Genomic DNA, 15,499 nt, shown 5'->3' on the forward strand with positions numbered 1-15,499 from the left:
ATAACTAGAAGCGTCTATGAGATTTAATAAACTTTTTGCCTCGATGGTATTAGTCGGTGCGTCTTTATCAGGGAACGGTTGGGCAGAAACATTCCAACCTTTTGAAGTAACCGATATACAAGTGCAAGGGTTACAGCGTGTAGCTCTTGGTGCCGCGCTACTGACCATTCCAGTTAAGGTCGGTGATACGGTTGATCAAGTTAAACTCCAACAAGCAATTAAGAGCTTGTATGCCTCGACTAACTTCGAACATATCGAAGTGAGTCGTGATGGCGGTGTATTGGTGGTCATGGTCAAAGAGAGACCGACAATCAGTACAGTGACATTTGAAGGCAATAAAGATATTAAAGATGAACAGCTTCAGGAGAGTTTAGATGGCTCCGGGGTGAAGGTCGGTGAGTCATTAGACCGTACCATGTTATCGGGTATCGAGAAGAGTCTTCAGGATTTCTACTATGGTGTGGGTAAATACGGAGCTAAAGTTGAAGCTCAAGTTATTAACTTGCCTCGTAATCGTGTAGAGCTAAAGTTCAACTTTACTGAAGGGTTAGCCGCAGAGATTAAACAGATCAACGTAGTTGGCAATGAAGTCTTCTCCGATGCTGAACTTATCGGCATGCTGGAGCTTAAAGATTATGTCGCCTGGTGGGATCTGTTTGGTGAGCGTCGCTATCAGAAACAGAAACTTCAAGCCGATCTCGAGACGGTAAAATCTTTCTACCATAACCGTGGTTATATTCGCTTCGATGTCACCTCTACACAAGTTGCGATGACGCCTGACCGTAAGGGCCTCTACATCACAATCAATGTCGATGAGGGTGAGCAGTATAAGGTTACAGAAGTTAACCTGACTGGCGACCTGATGGGACGTGAGAAGGTGATGAAGGGTATTCTTCCTATTAAAGAGGGAGATATGTATAACGGTGCCGATGTGACATTTGCCGAAGAGATGTATGGCAAGTATCTGGGCCGTTTCGGTTATGCCTATCCGGAAGTTAAGACCTATCCGGAAATTAATGATGAGACGAAAGAAGTTACTCTTAACGTTAATATTCAACCGGGTAAACGCGTCTATGTACGTAATATCAACTTTACCGGTAACCAGGTCACCAAAGACGAAGTATTGCGTCGTGAGCTTCGTCAGATGGAAGGTGCGTGGTTAAACTCGGCGCAGGTTGAGCAATCTAAAGCCCGCCTGAACCGTCTTGGTTATTTTGAAACCGTTGATACTGAAACGGTTCAAGTACCAGGCACCGATGATCTGGTCGATGTAGCCTTCAATGTAAAAGAGCAACCATCGGGTTCATTTAATGCCGGTGTCGGTTATGGTACTGAATCAGGGTTGAGTCTGCAGTTTGGTGTTCAGCAGAGTAACTTCTTAGGCACGGGTAATCAGGCCGGGATTAACTTAAATACTAACAAGTATTCTAAGAACGTGAATGTCTCTTATACCGACCCATACTTTACCAAAGATGGTGTTAGTTTAGGTGGTAACATCTACTGGAACGAGTTTGACGCACATGAGGCCAACCTCGAGCGTTATAAGAACAGCTCATACGGTATTGCGCTTAACTCAGGTTTCCCGATCAACGAAACCAATCGAATTAACGGTGGTATCGGTTACCGTCATAACTCGATCTCTGAGATCTCGGCTTATGAGCAGGCGCTGCGTTTCTATAATATCTACCGTGACTCAGACGACCCTAATGCCGATCTGGCTTTCGATAACTTCGAGGCTAACTTAGGTTGGTACCGTAGTACGCTTAACCGGGGCACCTTCCCATCGGATGGTTCATCTCAGCGCTTGAGCACTAAGGCGACGATACCGGGTTCAGATCTGCAATACTTTAAGGCAGATTTTGATACCAGCTTCTACTTTCCAATTAATCGAAGTCACAGCTTTGTTATGTTAACTAAGGCTCGTTTCGGTTACGGTAATGGTTACGGACAGTTTAACGATAACGACCAGATATTACCTTTCTGGGAAAACTATTACTCAGGTGGTAGTACCTCGCTGCGTGGTTTTAAGTCTAACTCAGTGGGTCCACGCTCATTCTACCTGTATCGAGGTAGTGAGCCATGTTCTCCGGATCCTTCGGGAGATGGCTGCTCCCTGCCGGGCGATCCTAACTCTATTCAGGTCAGTGATGGTCGCTCAATCGGTGGTAATGCAATTGCAACAGCCAGCATTGAGATGATTGTGCCAACCCCATTCTTGGATGAGGCTTACACCAATTCAGTACGTACCAGCTTCTTCGTCGATGCCGGTAACGTATGGGATACCGAGTTTGATTATGACTCATACCGTTATCTTCCTGCACACGAGTTTGATAAGCTTGAAGATTACGCCGATCCGAGCCGGATCCGCGCATCTGCGGGTATGAGCGTACAGTGGCTGTCGCCGATGGGACCTATGGTGTTTAGTCTTGCTTGGCCAATTAAGGAATACGAGGATGATGAAACTGAGATATTCTCATTCAATATTGGTAAAACTTTCTAAATTAAAACTAAGTTAAATTAAGAGTAATCAGCAAGTTTTGCTGAATTCAAGGAGTCTATTTTGAAAAAGATGTTTAATCGCGCGATGATGGTTTTGGTTCTTCTTGCTGCACCTATTGCGGCACAAGCCGAGAAAATTGCAGTTGTTGATATGCAAGCCGTTTTCGAGCAGTTACCACAGCGTGAAACGGTAAGCAAAACGCTTAAAACTGAGTTTGGTGACCGTGTTGCCAGCGTTCAAAAGATGCAGGAAGAGTTACGTGGCATGCTAGAGAAGCAGCAACGAGATGGTGCGCTTATGAGCGAGTCTCAGAAGACTGAGATGGTTCGCAAGATGGAGTCTATGAAGTCAGAGTTACAACTTAAAGGTAAGGCGCTTGATGAAGATATGCGTCGTCGTCAAGGCGAAGAGCAGAACAAGCTTTTAGTTAAAGTTCAGCAAGCAATCAACAAGATTGCAGAAGCTGAAAGCTATGACATGGTGCTTCAACGCGGCGCGGTTATCTATGTTAAGCCAACTGCCGATATCAGCAGCAAAGTCGTTGACGCACTCAGTAAAGGTTAATGGCAAAGGCTAATTATTGATGAAAAGCTACACCATAAAAGAGTTGGCTCAGAAGCTTGGCGGTGATATTCAAGGTGATGAGAATCTGGTTATTTCCAGTGTCGCTACCTTGGAGAGTGCCGGAGCAGGCCAACTCTCTTTTCTGGCAAATTCAAAGTACCGTACTCAATTGGAATCAACCCAAGCGAGTGCGGTATTGATCTCTGCTAGAGAGGTCGAAGGTTATACCGGTAATGCGATTGTTTTAAATGATCCATATGTTGGTTTTGCCCGTGTATCACAGTTATTGGATACCACACCCAAGGCTGCGGTAGGCATTCATCCATCTGCAATTATTCATCCAACGGCTAAGCTGGGCGAAGGGGTTGCAGTAGGTGCTAATGTTGTTATCGGTGAAAACGTCATCCTTGGTGAGCTGGTACAAATTGGTGCCGGCTCAGTTGTTGGCCAAGACAGTATCTTAGGCTCGGGTACGCGTCTGTGGGCGAATGTCACCATCTATCATGATGTTCACCTTGGTCAGGACTGCATTATCCATTCAGGTGCTGTGATTGGTTCCGATGGCTTTGGTTATGCCAATGAACGTGGTCAATGGGTTAAAATTCCACAGACCGGTGGCGTTAGGGTGGGTGATCGAGTCGAAATCGGTGCCAGCACTACGGTCGACCGTGGTGCGATTGAGCACACAGAGATCCATGATGGTGTGATACTCGATAATCAGGTTCAGATTGCTCATAACGACATTATTGGTGAAAATACCGCCATTGCCGGCAACTCTACCATTGCGGGAAGTACCCGGATTGGTAAGTACTGTATCATTGGTGGTAACAGTGCTGTAGCGGGCCATCTGAGTGTAGCCGATGGCACCCACATCTCCGGTGCGACCAATGTCACCAGTATTATTCGTGAACCTGGCGTGTACACTTCGGCGACCGTGGCTATGGATAATAAGTTATGGCGTAGAAATACAGTAAGATTTAGACAGTTAGATGAGCTTTTTCAACGAGTCAAAAAGCTTGAAAAATCGAATCAAACAGAAAAATAACTGCCACGCGGCAGCCTAAGGAAAAATTAGTGTCAGAACAATTAAATACCATGGACATCAAAGAAATTATGAACTCTTTGCCCCATAGGTACCCATTTTTATTGATCGATCGTGTATTGGACTATACTCCGGGTGAGACGCTTCATGCGATCAAGAACGTCACTATCAATGAACCTTTCTTTCAGGGGCATTTCCCGGTTCAGCCTGTGATGCCTGGTGTTTTGATATTAGAAGCCATGGCCCAAGCCACGGGCCTTTTGGCTTATAAATCGATGGAAGCTGCGTCAGAGGATTCTCTCTATTACTTCGCAGGTATAGATAAAGCAAGGTTTAAGCGTGTGGTCGAGCCTGGTGATCAACTACACTTTGAAGTCAAGTTGATTAAAGAGCGCCGCGGGATTGGGGTGTTCACTGGTGTTGTTAAGGTTGATGGTGAGTTAGTTTGCTCGGCTGAGATCATGTGTGCTCGTAGAGAGATCAAAAAGTGATAGATAAATTAGCGTATATTCATCCTGATGCAAAAATTGGTAATAATGTCACTATCGGACCTTGGACCTATATTGGTGCAGATGTCGAGATTGGTGATGATTGTTGGTTAAGCTCCCATGTGGTAGTCAAAGGGCCAACGGTTATCGGCAAAGGCAATAAAATTTTTCAGTTCGCCTCGGTAGGTGAAGATTGCCAAGATAAAAAGTATGCAGGCGAAGCTACGCGACTCATCATGGGTGATAATAATATCATCCGTGAATCGGTGACGATTCATCGTGGAACGACTCAAGACAAGGGTGAGACTCGTATAGGCTCTAACAATCTGTTTATGGCTTATGTGCATATCGCTCATGACTGTGTCGTTGGTAACAACGTCATCATGTCAAATAGCGCATCAATTGCCGGACATGTACATGTGGGAGATTGGGCCATTCTTGGCGGCTTAACGGGTGTGCATCAGTTTGTTCATATCGGTGCCCATGCGTTTACTGCGGGTTACTCTCTTATCCTTCAAGACGTACCACCTTTTGTGATGGCATCGGGTCAACCTGCTATTCCTCGTGGGCTGAACAGCGAAGGTATGAAGCGCCGCGGATTCTCGAAAGACAGCCAGATGGCAATTCGCCGTGCCTATAAGACGCTATACCGTAAAGGGCACACAGTCGATGAGGCCATAGCTGCTTTGGCTGAAGAGTCTGATGATGAGCAAGTTAAGCTGTTAATCGACTTTGTTACCAGCTCCAGTCGTGGCATTATCCGCTAGTTACAAATATAAAAAGTATATCGAAGAGCCCGTAAATTTACGGGCTTTCTATTTTATATTCATCTGCAATTCAGTGGTGAATACACGCACTGAATTGACCTATGCTGATGCAGATTGGTATTAGCCGATTTTTAAACATTTAACCTAAGATCTGATCCTATGAGTGAAACAACACACCCCACTTTTGCCATGGTTGCCGGAGAACTTTCCGGAGATATCTTAGGCGCAGGCTTAATTAAAGCATTGCAACACCAATATCCTGATGCGCGTTTTGTCGGTATTGGCGGGCCGCGTATGGAAGCGCTGGGTTTTGAGTCTATCTTCTCATTCGAAGAGCTTGCGGTAATGGGAATTGTTGAAGTACTTTCTCGCTTACCGCGTCTATTGAAAGTCCGTAAAACCTTGATCGATGAGATCTGCTCCATCGAACCTGAGTGTTTTATCGGTATCGATGCCCCGGATTTCAATATCGGCTTAGAGTTAAAGTTAAAAAATCGTGGCATTAAAACGGTTCACTACGTTAGCCCCTCAGTCTGGGCCTGGCGTCCTAAACGCATCTTCAAGATAGCTAAAGCCACCAACATGGTGCTATCTCTGCTGCCATTCGAAAAGGCCTTCTACGATAAACACAATGTCCCTTGTACTTTCGTTGGACATACATTGGCCGACGACATTCCTTTGATTAGCGACAAGGCCGCAGCCAGAAAATTGTTGGGGCTGGATCCCGATGCTGAGTACTTAGCCGTGCTCCCCGGTTCCCGAGGCGGCGAACTGAAGCAACTGGCTGAGCCTTTCGTTAAGGCGGCCAGTCTTATCAAGGATAAGTACCCGGATATACGCTTCGTTACGCCACTGGTTAATGCTAAGAGACAGGCACAATTTGAAGAGGCTCTGAAACTCCATGCACCCAATCTTGAGATAACCTTAGTCGAAGGACAATCTCGGGAGGTGATGGCGGCCGCTGACTGTATCTTATTAGCATCGGGTACAGCGACCTTAGAAGCCATGTTGGTTAAGCGTCCTATGGTGGTGGCATATCGTGTTAACGCCATGACATATAGCATTGCTATACGTATGATGCAGATAGATAAGTTCTCTTTGCCTAATCTGCTGGCGGGGGAAGATCTGGTCACTGAGCTTATTCAGGAAAACTGTACCCCAGAGTTAATTGCTGATTCAGTTTGCGAGCAGTTAGATAAAGATTTCGCTCCGCTCCATGACAAGTTTATGGCGTTACATAAAAAGTTAAGGTGTAACGCCAGCGAACGAGCAGCCGATGCTGTGGTTGCGTTGATTAATTCGTAATATTAATATTTAAGGTACTTGGTATTATATGGCAGTTTTTAAAGGTATTACGCCTGAGCAGATAGAGAGTCTGTGTTGTGAAATACACGCCGGAGTAGACGAAGTTGGCCGTGGTCCACTCGTGGGGAATGTGGTTACCGCTGCTGTTATCTTAGATCCTAATAATCCTATTAATGGACTGAATGATTCTAAGAAATTATCCGAAAAGAAGCGTGAACTCCTCTTTGCCGAGATACATGAAAAGGCACTGAGCATAAGCGTGGGTCACGCTACGCCTGAAGAGATAGATGAGCTTAATATTTTACATGCGACCATGTTGGCAATGCAGCGTGCTGTGGCAGGGTTAGAGATCAAACCGTTATCAGTATTAGTCGATGGTAATCGCACTCCTACTTTTTATCATGGTGAGCAAACAGATAAAGCCATTGAAGCCCATGCTGTGATAAAAGGTGATGGGCTTATTGCTGCAATCAGTGCCGCGTCGATTATTGCCAAGGTCATTCGCGATAGGGAGATGGATCTGCTCGATATGGAGTATCCGCAATACGGTTTTGCTAAGCACAAAGGCTACCCAACTAAAGCACATTTCGAAGCCCTTGCATTGCATGGGGTACTTCCTGAGCACCGTAAGAGTTTTAGGCCAGTTAAAGAACGCATTGACCAGAGCTAGTCCCCGAACTTTAACGGCTTTCATCTAATGTTGTTCCATTCATTTGCAAGCTAGCTAGGTGAGATTGACTCTGTTAATCTCTATTTACTGTCCTAAGCTATCCCCAATTTATAAGTATATAGGTACTATGTCTGATCCCCGTTTCGTGCATCTGCGTGTTCACAGTGACTTTTCTATGTCAGATGGTTTGGCAAAGGTAAAACCAATTATTGGGAAAGTTACCGAATTAGGTATGCCAGCAGTGGCATTGACAGATCAGACTAACCTATGTGGCTTAGTTAAGTTCTATGGCGCCTGTCACGGAGCCGGGATCAAGCCGCTAATCGGTGCCGATTTTTGGGTTCAGGTACCCGGGATCGAGAAAGAGTTCTGTGCCATTACCGTTCTGGCAATGAATAATGACGGATATAAGAACTTAACCTTGTTGATCAGCGACGCCTATCTCAGAGGGCATATCAACGACAAGGCGGTCATCGACCAGGAGTGGTTGGCTAAATACAGTGAGGGTCTTATCTTGCTCTCCGGAGGAAGGCAGGGCGATATCGGTAAGGCGCTATTAAAAGGCAACCAGCCTCAAGTCGAATCCTTAATCGAGTTTTACCAGACACACTTTGCCGAGAGATATTATCTGGAGCTATTGCGTACCGGTCGTCCCGATGAAGAGCGCTACCTGCATATGGCAGTTGAGTTGGCTGAAGAGAAAGGGCTGCCTGTGGTGGCTACCAATCAGGTGGTCTTTAATTCTCCTGAGCTATTTGAAGCCCATGAGATCCGTGTGGCTATCTCTGATGGTTTTACTCTGGCCGATCCTCGCCGTCCGAAGAAATACAGTGCCGAGCAGTATTTCAAGAGTAGCGAACAGATGTGTGAATTATTTGAAGACATTCCGGAAGCGATTGAAAATACGGTTGAGATAGCTAAGCGCTGCAATGTCACCGTGCGCCTCGGCGAGTATTTCTTGCCTAACTTCCCTACAGGAGAGCTGAGCATTGAAGACTTTCTGGTCGAAGTGTCTGAGAAGGGGCTCGAAGAGCGATTAGAGTTTCTCTTTCCCGACCCAGAGGTGAGGGCGGAGAAGCGTCCGGAATACGATAAGCGTCTCGATATAGAGCTTAAGGTGATTAACCAGATGGGGTTCCCCGGCTACTTCCTCATCGTGATGGAGTTTATTCAGTGGGGGAAAGATCAGGATATTCCCATCGGTCCGGGTCGTGGTTCTGGTGCCGGGTCTCTGGTTGCATACGCTCTCAAGATCACCGATCTCGACCCCTTGGAATATGAGCTGTTATTCGAACGATTCCTTAACCCTGAACGTGTTTCCATGCCGGATTTCGATATCGATTTCTGTATGGATAGGCGAGATGAGGTGATCGACCATGTGGCCGAGCTCTATGGCCGAGATGCGGTATCTCAAATTATTACCTTCGGTACTATGGCCGCAAAAGCGGTTATTCGCGATGTAGGACGTGTCTTAGGCCACCCCTATGGCTTTGTCGACCGGATCTCCAAAATGGTACCCGCCGAACCCGGTATGACTCTGGCGAAGGCGTTCGAGGTGGAACCTGCGCTGCAGGAGTCATACGACGCCGATGAGGAGGTGAAAGACCTTATCGACATGTGCCGCACCTTAGAAGGGGTAACCCGTAACGCGGGCAAGCACGCCGGTGGTGTGGTTATCTCACCCACCACCATTACCGATTTTGCGCCAATTTATTGTGACTCTGAGGGGCATAACCCGGTTACTCAATTCGATAAGAACGATGTCGAGACCGCGGGTCTGGTCAAGTTCGACTTCTTGGGGTTGAGAACCCTGACGATTATCGATTGGGCGTTGCAGATGATCAACCCCAAACTGAAGAGGCTGGGTAAAGATCCTGTGCGTATCGAGTCGATTCCACTGGACGATCCTGCCAGTTTCAGATTGTTGCAGCGTTATGAGACGACGGCGGTATTCCAGCTGGAATCCCGGGGAATGAAAGATCTGATCAAACGCCTACAGCCGGATAGTTTCGAAGATATGATCGCTCTGGTGGCTCTATTCAGACCCGGCCCGTTGCAATCGGGCATGGTAGATAACTTTATCGAGCGTAAGCACGGTCGAGAGGAAGTATCTTTCCCGGATGCCGAGTATCAACATGAGTCTCTCAAGTGGGTACTCGAGCCCACCTACGGTATTATCCTCTATCAAGAGCAGGTGATGCAGATCGCTCAGGTCCTCGCGGGATACTCGCTGGGTGGGGCGGATATGCTCCGTCGTGCTATGGGTAAGAAAAAGCCCGAAGAGATGGCCAAGCAGCGTGGTACCTTCGAAGAGGGCGCGATTAATAACGGTGTCGACGGTGAACTGTCGATGAAGATCTTCGACCTGGTGGAGAAATTCGCGGGTTACGGGTTTAACAAGTCTCACTCGGCGGCTTATGCACTGGTCTCTTACCAAACTCTCTGGTTGAAGACCCATTATCCGGCTGAGTTTATGGCGGCGGTAATGTCTGCCGATATGGATAACACAGATAAGATTGTTATTTTAGTCGATGAGTGTGAGCGCATGGGTATGCCTCTGCTACCGCCTGATGTTAACAAGGGGCTGCTAAAATTCAACGTCGATGATGAAGGGAAAATTGTCTACGGCATCGGCGCGATTAAAGGGGTGGGTGATGGGCCGGTAGAGTCAATTTTGTCGGCTCGAAAAGAGGGTCCATTTAAAGACCTATTCGATTTTTGTGCTCGTGTGGATCTGAAAAAACTCAATAAACGCATCATGGAAAAGCTGATCTGTGCCGGAGCCCTGGATAATCTGGGTCCTCATCGCGCAGCGATGCTAGCAACTTTGCCCGAGGCGATTCGGGCGGCGGATCAAAATGCCAAAGCCGAAGCTATCGGCCAACATGATATGTTTGGTCTGCTCAATAGCGATCCTGAAGATGTGAAACAGCAATTTGTCGAATGTGCACCTTGGCCCGATAAGGTGTGGTTGGAAGGCGAGCGGGAGACATTAGGCCTGTATCTGACTGGCCACCCGATAAATCAGTACCTGAAAGAGTTAAAGCATTACACATCGGGACGCCTCAAGGATGTGCACCCTACCGAGCGGGGCAAGACCATGAAGGCGGCGGGATTAGTGGTCGCGACCCGTGTGATGATGACTAAACGTGGCTCGAAGATGGGGCTTGTGACGCTTGACGATAAGAGTGCTCGTTTAGAGGTGATGTTATTTACCGAGGCGTTCGAGAAGTTTAATCATCTGCTGGAGACAGACCGCATCTTGATCATCGAAGGTGAGGTGAGCTTCGACGATTTTTCCGGTGGAAACCGTATGACGGCCAGAAATATCATCGATATGGGTGAGGCCAGAAGCCATTTTGCCAAGGGTGTCGAGGTCGATATTGATGCAGAAGTTATCGATCTGCCCTGGTTGGAGACATTTAAAGAAGCCGTTGAACCATGGAAAAATGGTGCCGTGCCCGTGGTCGTTAATTACGCGCAATCTCAAGCCAAGGCTCAGTTCAGGCTTGGTGAGAGTTGGCGTGTAAACCCGACCGATGAGTTGATGCTGGCGTTGGAGACCTTAACGGGGGCCGGCAAGGTGAGGATCCTTTTTTAAGATGAGTAATCGCGCTCCAGCCCCGGAATTTGATGCCAGCAGTTTAATCGCCGACTGTGTCGCTAAGGCGTCTGTCGACTCCGGCTCTCAGTTAGTACTCGCTTACAGTGGCGGGGTCGATTCAGAGGTGTTGGCGCAAGGCCTAGCCAGGTTTGCCAGGCACAATCCTCAATATCGTTATCTGTTGGTGCATGTCCATCATGGGTTGAGCTTAAATGCCGATGCTTGGGTTAGTCATTGTCAGTCACAGGCTGTTAAATATCACCTGCCTATCGAAATCAAACAGGTAAAGGTAAAGATGGGTCCCAGGCTCAGTATTGAAGCTCAGGCCCGCAGTGCCCGCTACGAAGCGATAACTTCCTTGATGGCACCGGGTGATGCCCTGTTAACCGCCCATCACTTAGATGATCAATTAGAGACCGTTTTGCTTGCACTCAAGCGAGGGCTGGGGCCTAAGGGCTTGTCGGCCATGGGTGAGGTGCAGGCATTCGATAAAAACAAACAACTGCTCAGGCCACTACTGTCGATTAGTCGCGAACAGATTGAGGCGCTGGCAGCCAGTCAGGCGATATCTCATATTGAAGATGAGAGTAATCAAGACAGTAAGTTCGATCGTAACTTCTTACGTCTGGAGATCATCCCCAAGCTTAAGGCCCGCTGGAGTTCCATTGCCGTGACGGCAAGTCGAAGTGCCGCCTTATGTGCCCAGCAGCAGGCAGTTATCGACGAGGAGGTGAGTAAACGCTTACCTTCATATATTGTGCCAGTCAGCCAGGGCCGCGGCACCGCTCTGGAACTATCAGGCTTAAGTGAACAAGGTGCCAATTGGCAGCTCTTGCTGCTCAGGGGCTATATCGAATACCTTGGCTTTGCGCCATTATCGCAAGTTCAACTGGAGCAGGTGTTATATCAGTTACTCGATGCCAGAGTCGATGCTAAGGTCGAGCTCAGATTAGGTGATACCCTTGTCAGGCGCTTCAGGGGGCGGGCTTACCTCTCCTCTGTTGAAGCTGAGCATGCTGAGCGAATAAAGGCATCGGTATTCGAGTGGGATTTAACCTCCTTGCTATCACCCGATTGCGCAGAGATAGGAGATGGCGTTAAAACACGTAATCGTGAAGCTGAGCTGTACTTATCAGTCTCAGAAATCAAATCGTTACAGGCTCGCAAGTTAACTCAATTCGAAAGGGTTCGTTTGCCGCAGATTGATGAGCTTGTCTCTGTTCGTTTCGCCATTGCGGGTAGCACGCGGTGCTCTCCCCATAACAGGCAGAAGGGACGGGAGCTTAAGAAGTTATGGCAGGAGTCTGGCATTCCTCCTTGGGAACGAGAGAAGGTGCCGTTTATCTTTTACAATAATGTGTTGGTCTGCGCCGTCGGTTATTGGATTGAGAAGGCGTTTTTGTGTCGGGATGCGAGTGCTGGTTTGAGCTTTAAAATCGTAACCAGGAACTAGTAACTTAATGTTCCCTTTTACTCACCGTCAATCCTGAAACATCGTCGTCCGGCCGCCTTGGCTCGATACAGCGCCCTGTCGGCGCGTTCATACAGTGCCGATGGCACCTCACCGTTTATCCATTGAGAGACACCTAAACTGGTTTGGATCTCATATTTCTCAAACAAAGGTAGCGATGACATGGAGGATAATATCCGTTCACATAAGATGCTGGCGGCCTGTTTGTCCCCGCGCACGACGACGACAAATTCATCCCCACCGATACGAAATGCCTGATCGGTATTGCGAATCGCACTGGTTAATAGTTGGCCAAATTCAGACAGCACGTTATCGCCAAATTGGTGGCCATAACGGTCGTTAAGCTTCTTGAAGTTATCTAAATCAAGTACAACTAATGAGAGATCGTTACTATAGCGCTCGGCTGTAGCAATCGCTTTCTTCAGGCTCTCCATATAATAGTGACGATTACCTAGCTTGGTGAGAGAGTCGTACATGGCCTGCTGAGACATCTCATGGAACTGGGTTGCATTGACCAGTGGCAAAAGCACAAGAGTCTGCAGTAACTGTAATCGCTGTGCTTGTGACGGCGTTAACGGAGACTTCAAGCTGTATTGAAGGGTTGCCGTCTCACCAGAGCATTCCTGTTGTTGCTTAATAACTAGCCCCTGAGGTCTTCCCCAACTAAACTGATAATGTTTGTAGTTGAGCTTTACACCATGTATAGGCAAATGTTGTCCCATGACTTTGCCGAAACAGGCAAAAACTGTCCTGGGATCTAAACTTTCGTGTAGTTGCTGAATAATTTCCACTAAATCGAGTTCAGTATTATCAACGCCGTATAATTCAGGTTGATACTGATACTCTTCGGGATAAAACTCAGTCGCTAGGCCAAAGTCCATAATTAGTACTCCATCAATGCCAGTCTTGTTGAGGTTAAGAAACCTCTCAATTGAATGTTTACTAGCAATTAGTATGCCTAATATTTTGTTAATTAAATTTGTCTTTATTTGTCATTGAGTTAATCTTTCTGTAGTCAGTGCTAAAAATGATGTGTCAGTTATTTGACTTGGAGCCAAAATTTAAATGGAACACAGTTTTCTTATTCAAATTCTTTTGATGCTTGTGGTGGCAATTATCTCAATTGCGCTGCTGAGACGGGCAGGATTGCCTGCTATCTTGGCCTACCTCCTCACGGGTGTGATCAGTGGTCCCTCTGGTTTCAACTGGTTTAGTCAACATCAGATGCAATCTGTTGCCGAGCTCGGCGTCGTGTTACTCATGTTCAGTTTAGGTCTGGAGTTTTCTCTACCCAGGTTATGGGCGATGAGACGCACCGTATTTGGCTTGGGTAGCGCCCAAGTTGTCGTGACTACGGTACTGGCCACCGGTATCTCATTTTTGGGATCACTGACCTTAGTTGAATCTGTCGTGGTCGGCTCGGCCATCGCACTCTCTTCCACGGCAATCGTGCTTAAGTTACTCAATGAGCAAGGCTGGTTAAGGCGGCGTCACGGTGAGCTTTCTGTCAGTGTCCTGTTATTTCAAGATCTTGCCGTTGTTCCTCTATTAATTCTATTGCCACTTCTGGCCTCTGGGGGAGAGGTGTTGTCGGCGAAGACCATAGCTTATGCCATGGTTGAAGGTGTCTTGGCCTTCGTTGCTTTGATGGCTTTCGGTAAGTGGGGCCTGCCGCGTCTATTCGATGAAGTTGCCCGCTCACGCTCCAATGAGCTATTTATGCTCTCGACCCTGGTGGTTGCGCTGTTAACCGGCGCCTTGACTCAATGGCTGGGTTTGTCCATGGCGCTCGGTGCCTTTATGGCAGGTATGTTGCTGGGAGAAAGCCAATATAAGCGGCAGCTTGAGGCGGATATCAGACCATTTCGTGATCTACTGATGGGGTTGTTTTTTATCTCTATTGGTATGTTGCTCGACTTCACGCTCGTTTTTCAGTTCTGGTGGCAGATCTTAATCTTGCTGGTGGCCGTGATTTTCGGCAAAGCCTTAGTGATTTTCGCTTTGTTAAGAGCCGCCCGTGAATCATTTCGAACCTCAATGTCGACGGCCTTGAGTCTGGCTCAGGTGGGGGAATTTAGTTTCGTGGTGTTGGCGTTGGCGGTTAATTACCGACTTCTCGATATCGCCCTAAGCACTAAGCTGGTTATGGTGGCCGTGCTGTCAATGGCGGTCGCTCCCTGGTTGGTGAGGCACAGCGTCGATGTCGCTCGTTACCTGCAGGGTGTTAGACCTAAAGCCGAGAAGCCGCCAGCCATTGAGCCGAATATAGAGCATGAAAACGATCTGGTATTAATCCTGGGCTATGGCCGCGTCGGGCAAACTATCGCCCGATTCATGAAAACGGAAGCGGTACCATTTTTGGTACTTGATCTGGATCCCACCCGAGTATCGGAGGCGAGAAAAGCGGGGGAACCGGTTTATTTTGGCGATGTCTGTAATCGCAGCATTCTTAAACAGGCCAAAATCCGGGAGGCAAAGCTGATTGTATTGACCTTTAGTAATGGCCGGATCCTCGAGGAGGTGTTACCCCTGTGTCGTCAACTGGCCCCGGATTCAAAAATATTGGTCAGAACCCGTGACGATACCGGGATGGAAGAGCTGGAGGCTGCGGGAGCCAGCCAGGTTATCCCCGAGACGCTTGAGGGCAGTTTGATGCTCGTTTCTCAGGTGCTGTATCAGTGCGGCGTTCCGCTGACGAGAATTTTAAAACGACTGGAATATGAGAGACGAAACCATTATCAGTATCTTCATGGTTTCTTTTCCGGATCCGAGACCGACTTCACTCTTGAGCACCTGCACGCCGTCGCGCTGCCGAAGGGAGCGAACGCCGTAGGATTGACCTTGGCCGACATTCCCTGGGAGAAACTTAGGGTCGAGCTCCGGGCCGTGAGGCGTTCAGGCTCAGAGGTTGAAAGCCCGGAGTTAGATTGGAAAATTCGCCCGGGTGATACCTTGATCATTCTCGGTAAACCGCGCCGAATAGAGAAGGCTGAGCATTTCTTGCTGCAAGGCTAGGGGCTAGGGGCTAGGAGCTCGGGGCTACGGAATGAGTATGTTTCACTATTTTTATTGATAATACTAGCGCCCT

Annotated in this window: 11 protein-coding genes; 10 read left to right on the plus strand and 1 reads right to left on the minus strand. The window is 47.8% G+C overall.

Annotated features, from left to right (window positions below; translation table 11 throughout):
- Positions 1 to 16: 16 nt before the first annotated feature.
- The 9 genes from bamA (at position 17) to tilS (ending at position 12,393) form a co-directional block, all read left to right on the plus strand.
- On the plus strand, positions 17 to 2,500 hold the full coding sequence (gene bamA, locus EKG38_RS10115) for an outer membrane protein assembly factor BamA (RefSeq protein WP_126520129.1): 2,484 nt from the start codon (positions 17 to 19) through the stop codon (positions 2,498 to 2,500).
- Between the two features lie 69 nt (positions 2,501 to 2,569).
- Positions 2,570 to 3,064: an OmpH/Skp family outer membrane protein gene (locus EKG38_RS10120; protein ID WP_126520245.1), complete on the plus strand. Its 495-nt coding sequence runs from the start codon at positions 2,570 to 2,572 to the stop codon at positions 3,062 to 3,064.
- A 19-nt stretch (positions 3,065 to 3,083) separates the two neighbouring features.
- A complete protein-coding gene (gene lpxD / locus EKG38_RS10125) occupies positions 3,084 to 4,109 on the plus strand; it encodes a UDP-3-O-(3-hydroxymyristoyl)glucosamine N-acyltransferase (protein ID WP_126520130.1) in 1,026 nt (341 codons plus the stop codon).
- Positions 4,110 to 4,138: 29 nt separating this feature from the next.
- Positions 4,139 to 4,597, plus strand: a complete 459-nt coding sequence (gene fabZ, locus EKG38_RS10130) for a 3-hydroxyacyl-ACP dehydratase FabZ (protein WP_126520131.1) — start codon at positions 4,139 to 4,141, stop codon at positions 4,595 to 4,597.
- Positions 4,594 to 5,361 carry an acyl-ACP--UDP-N-acetylglucosamine O-acyltransferase gene (gene lpxA / locus EKG38_RS10135; protein WP_126520132.1) on the plus strand — a complete coding sequence of 256 codons (768 nt, stop codon included), beginning with the start codon at positions 4,594 to 4,596 and terminating at the stop codon, positions 5,359 to 5,361. The genes fabZ and lpxA overlap by 4 nt, the downstream gene beginning before the upstream one ends.
- Before the next feature lie 159 nt (positions 5,362 to 5,520).
- Entirely contained in the window at positions 5,521 to 6,666 is a 1,146-nt protein-coding gene (lpxB, locus tag EKG38_RS10140; RefSeq protein ID WP_126520133.1) for a lipid-A-disaccharide synthase, read from the plus strand.
- Positions 6,667 to 6,694: 28 nt separating this feature from the next.
- Entirely contained in the window at positions 6,695 to 7,336 is a 642-nt protein-coding gene (rnhB, locus tag EKG38_RS10145; RefSeq protein WP_126520134.1) for a ribonuclease HII, read from the plus strand.
- A 127-nt stretch (positions 7,337 to 7,463) separates the two neighbouring features.
- On the plus strand, positions 7,464 to 10,937 hold the full coding sequence (dnaE, locus tag EKG38_RS10150) for a DNA polymerase III subunit alpha (RefSeq protein ID WP_126520135.1): 3,474 nt from the start codon (positions 7,464 to 7,466) through the stop codon (positions 10,935 to 10,937).
- 1 nt (position 10,938) lies between these two features.
- Positions 10,939 to 12,393, plus strand: a complete 1,455-nt coding sequence (tilS, locus tag EKG38_RS10155; protein WP_126520136.1) for a tRNA lysidine(34) synthetase TilS — start codon at positions 10,939 to 10,941, stop codon at positions 12,391 to 12,393.
- 17 nt (positions 12,394 to 12,410) lie between these two features.
- Here tilS and dgcS read toward each other — a convergent pair whose 3' ends face one another.
- Positions 12,411 to 13,292 (minus strand): diguanylate cyclase DgcS, encoded by an 882-nt coding sequence (gene dgcS / locus EKG38_RS10160; protein WP_126520137.1) that lies wholly within the window; start codon positions 13,290 to 13,292, stop codon positions 12,411 to 12,413.
- 184 nt (positions 13,293 to 13,476) lie between these two features.
- Here dgcS and EKG38_RS10165 point away from each other — a divergent pair, with 184 nt between their 5' ends.
- Positions 13,477 to 15,426 (plus strand): monovalent cation:proton antiporter family protein, encoded by a 1,950-nt coding sequence (locus EKG38_RS10165; RefSeq protein WP_126520138.1) that lies wholly within the window; start codon positions 13,477 to 13,479, stop codon positions 15,424 to 15,426.
- Positions 15,427 to 15,499: the final 73 nt, after the last annotated feature.

The sequence above is a fragment of the Shewanella canadensis genome (assembly GCF_003966225.1).
GTDB classification, from domain to species: Bacteria; Pseudomonadota; Gammaproteobacteria; order Enterobacterales; family Shewanellaceae; genus Shewanella; species Shewanella canadensis.

Excerpts from the sequence above, each read along its gene's own strand:
- tilS (WP_126520136.1), top strand. The coding sequence starts at position 10,939 with ATGAGTAATCGCGCTCCAGCCCCGGAATTTGATGCCAGCAGTTTAATC.
- lpxD (WP_126520130.1), top strand. The coding sequence starts at position 3,084 with ATGAAAAGCTACACCATAAAAGAGTTGGCTCAGAAGCTTGGCGGTGAT.
- dnaE (WP_126520135.1), top strand. The coding sequence starts at position 7,464 with ATGTCTGATCCCCGTTTCGTGCATCTGCGTGTTCACAGTGACTTTTCT.
- EKG38_RS10165 (WP_126520138.1), top strand. The coding sequence starts at position 13,477 with ATGGAACACAGTTTTCTTATTCAAATTCTTTTGATGCTTGTGGTGGCA.
- rnhB (WP_126520134.1), top strand. The coding sequence starts at position 6,695 with ATGGCAGTTTTTAAAGGTATTACGCCTGAGCAGATAGAGAGTCTGTGT.
- dgcS (WP_126520137.1), bottom strand. The coding sequence starts at position 13,292 with ATGGACTTTGGCCTAGCGACTGAGTTTTATCCCGAAGAGTATCAGTAT.
- EKG38_RS10120 (WP_126520245.1), top strand. The coding sequence starts at position 2,570 with ATGTTTAATCGCGCGATGATGGTTTTGGTTCTTCTTGCTGCACCTATT.
- bamA (WP_126520129.1), top strand. The coding sequence starts at position 17 with ATGAGATTTAATAAACTTTTTGCCTCGATGGTATTAGTCGGTGCGTCT.
- lpxB (WP_126520133.1), top strand. The coding sequence starts at position 5,521 with ATGAGTGAAACAACACACCCCACTTTTGCCATGGTTGCCGGAGAACTT.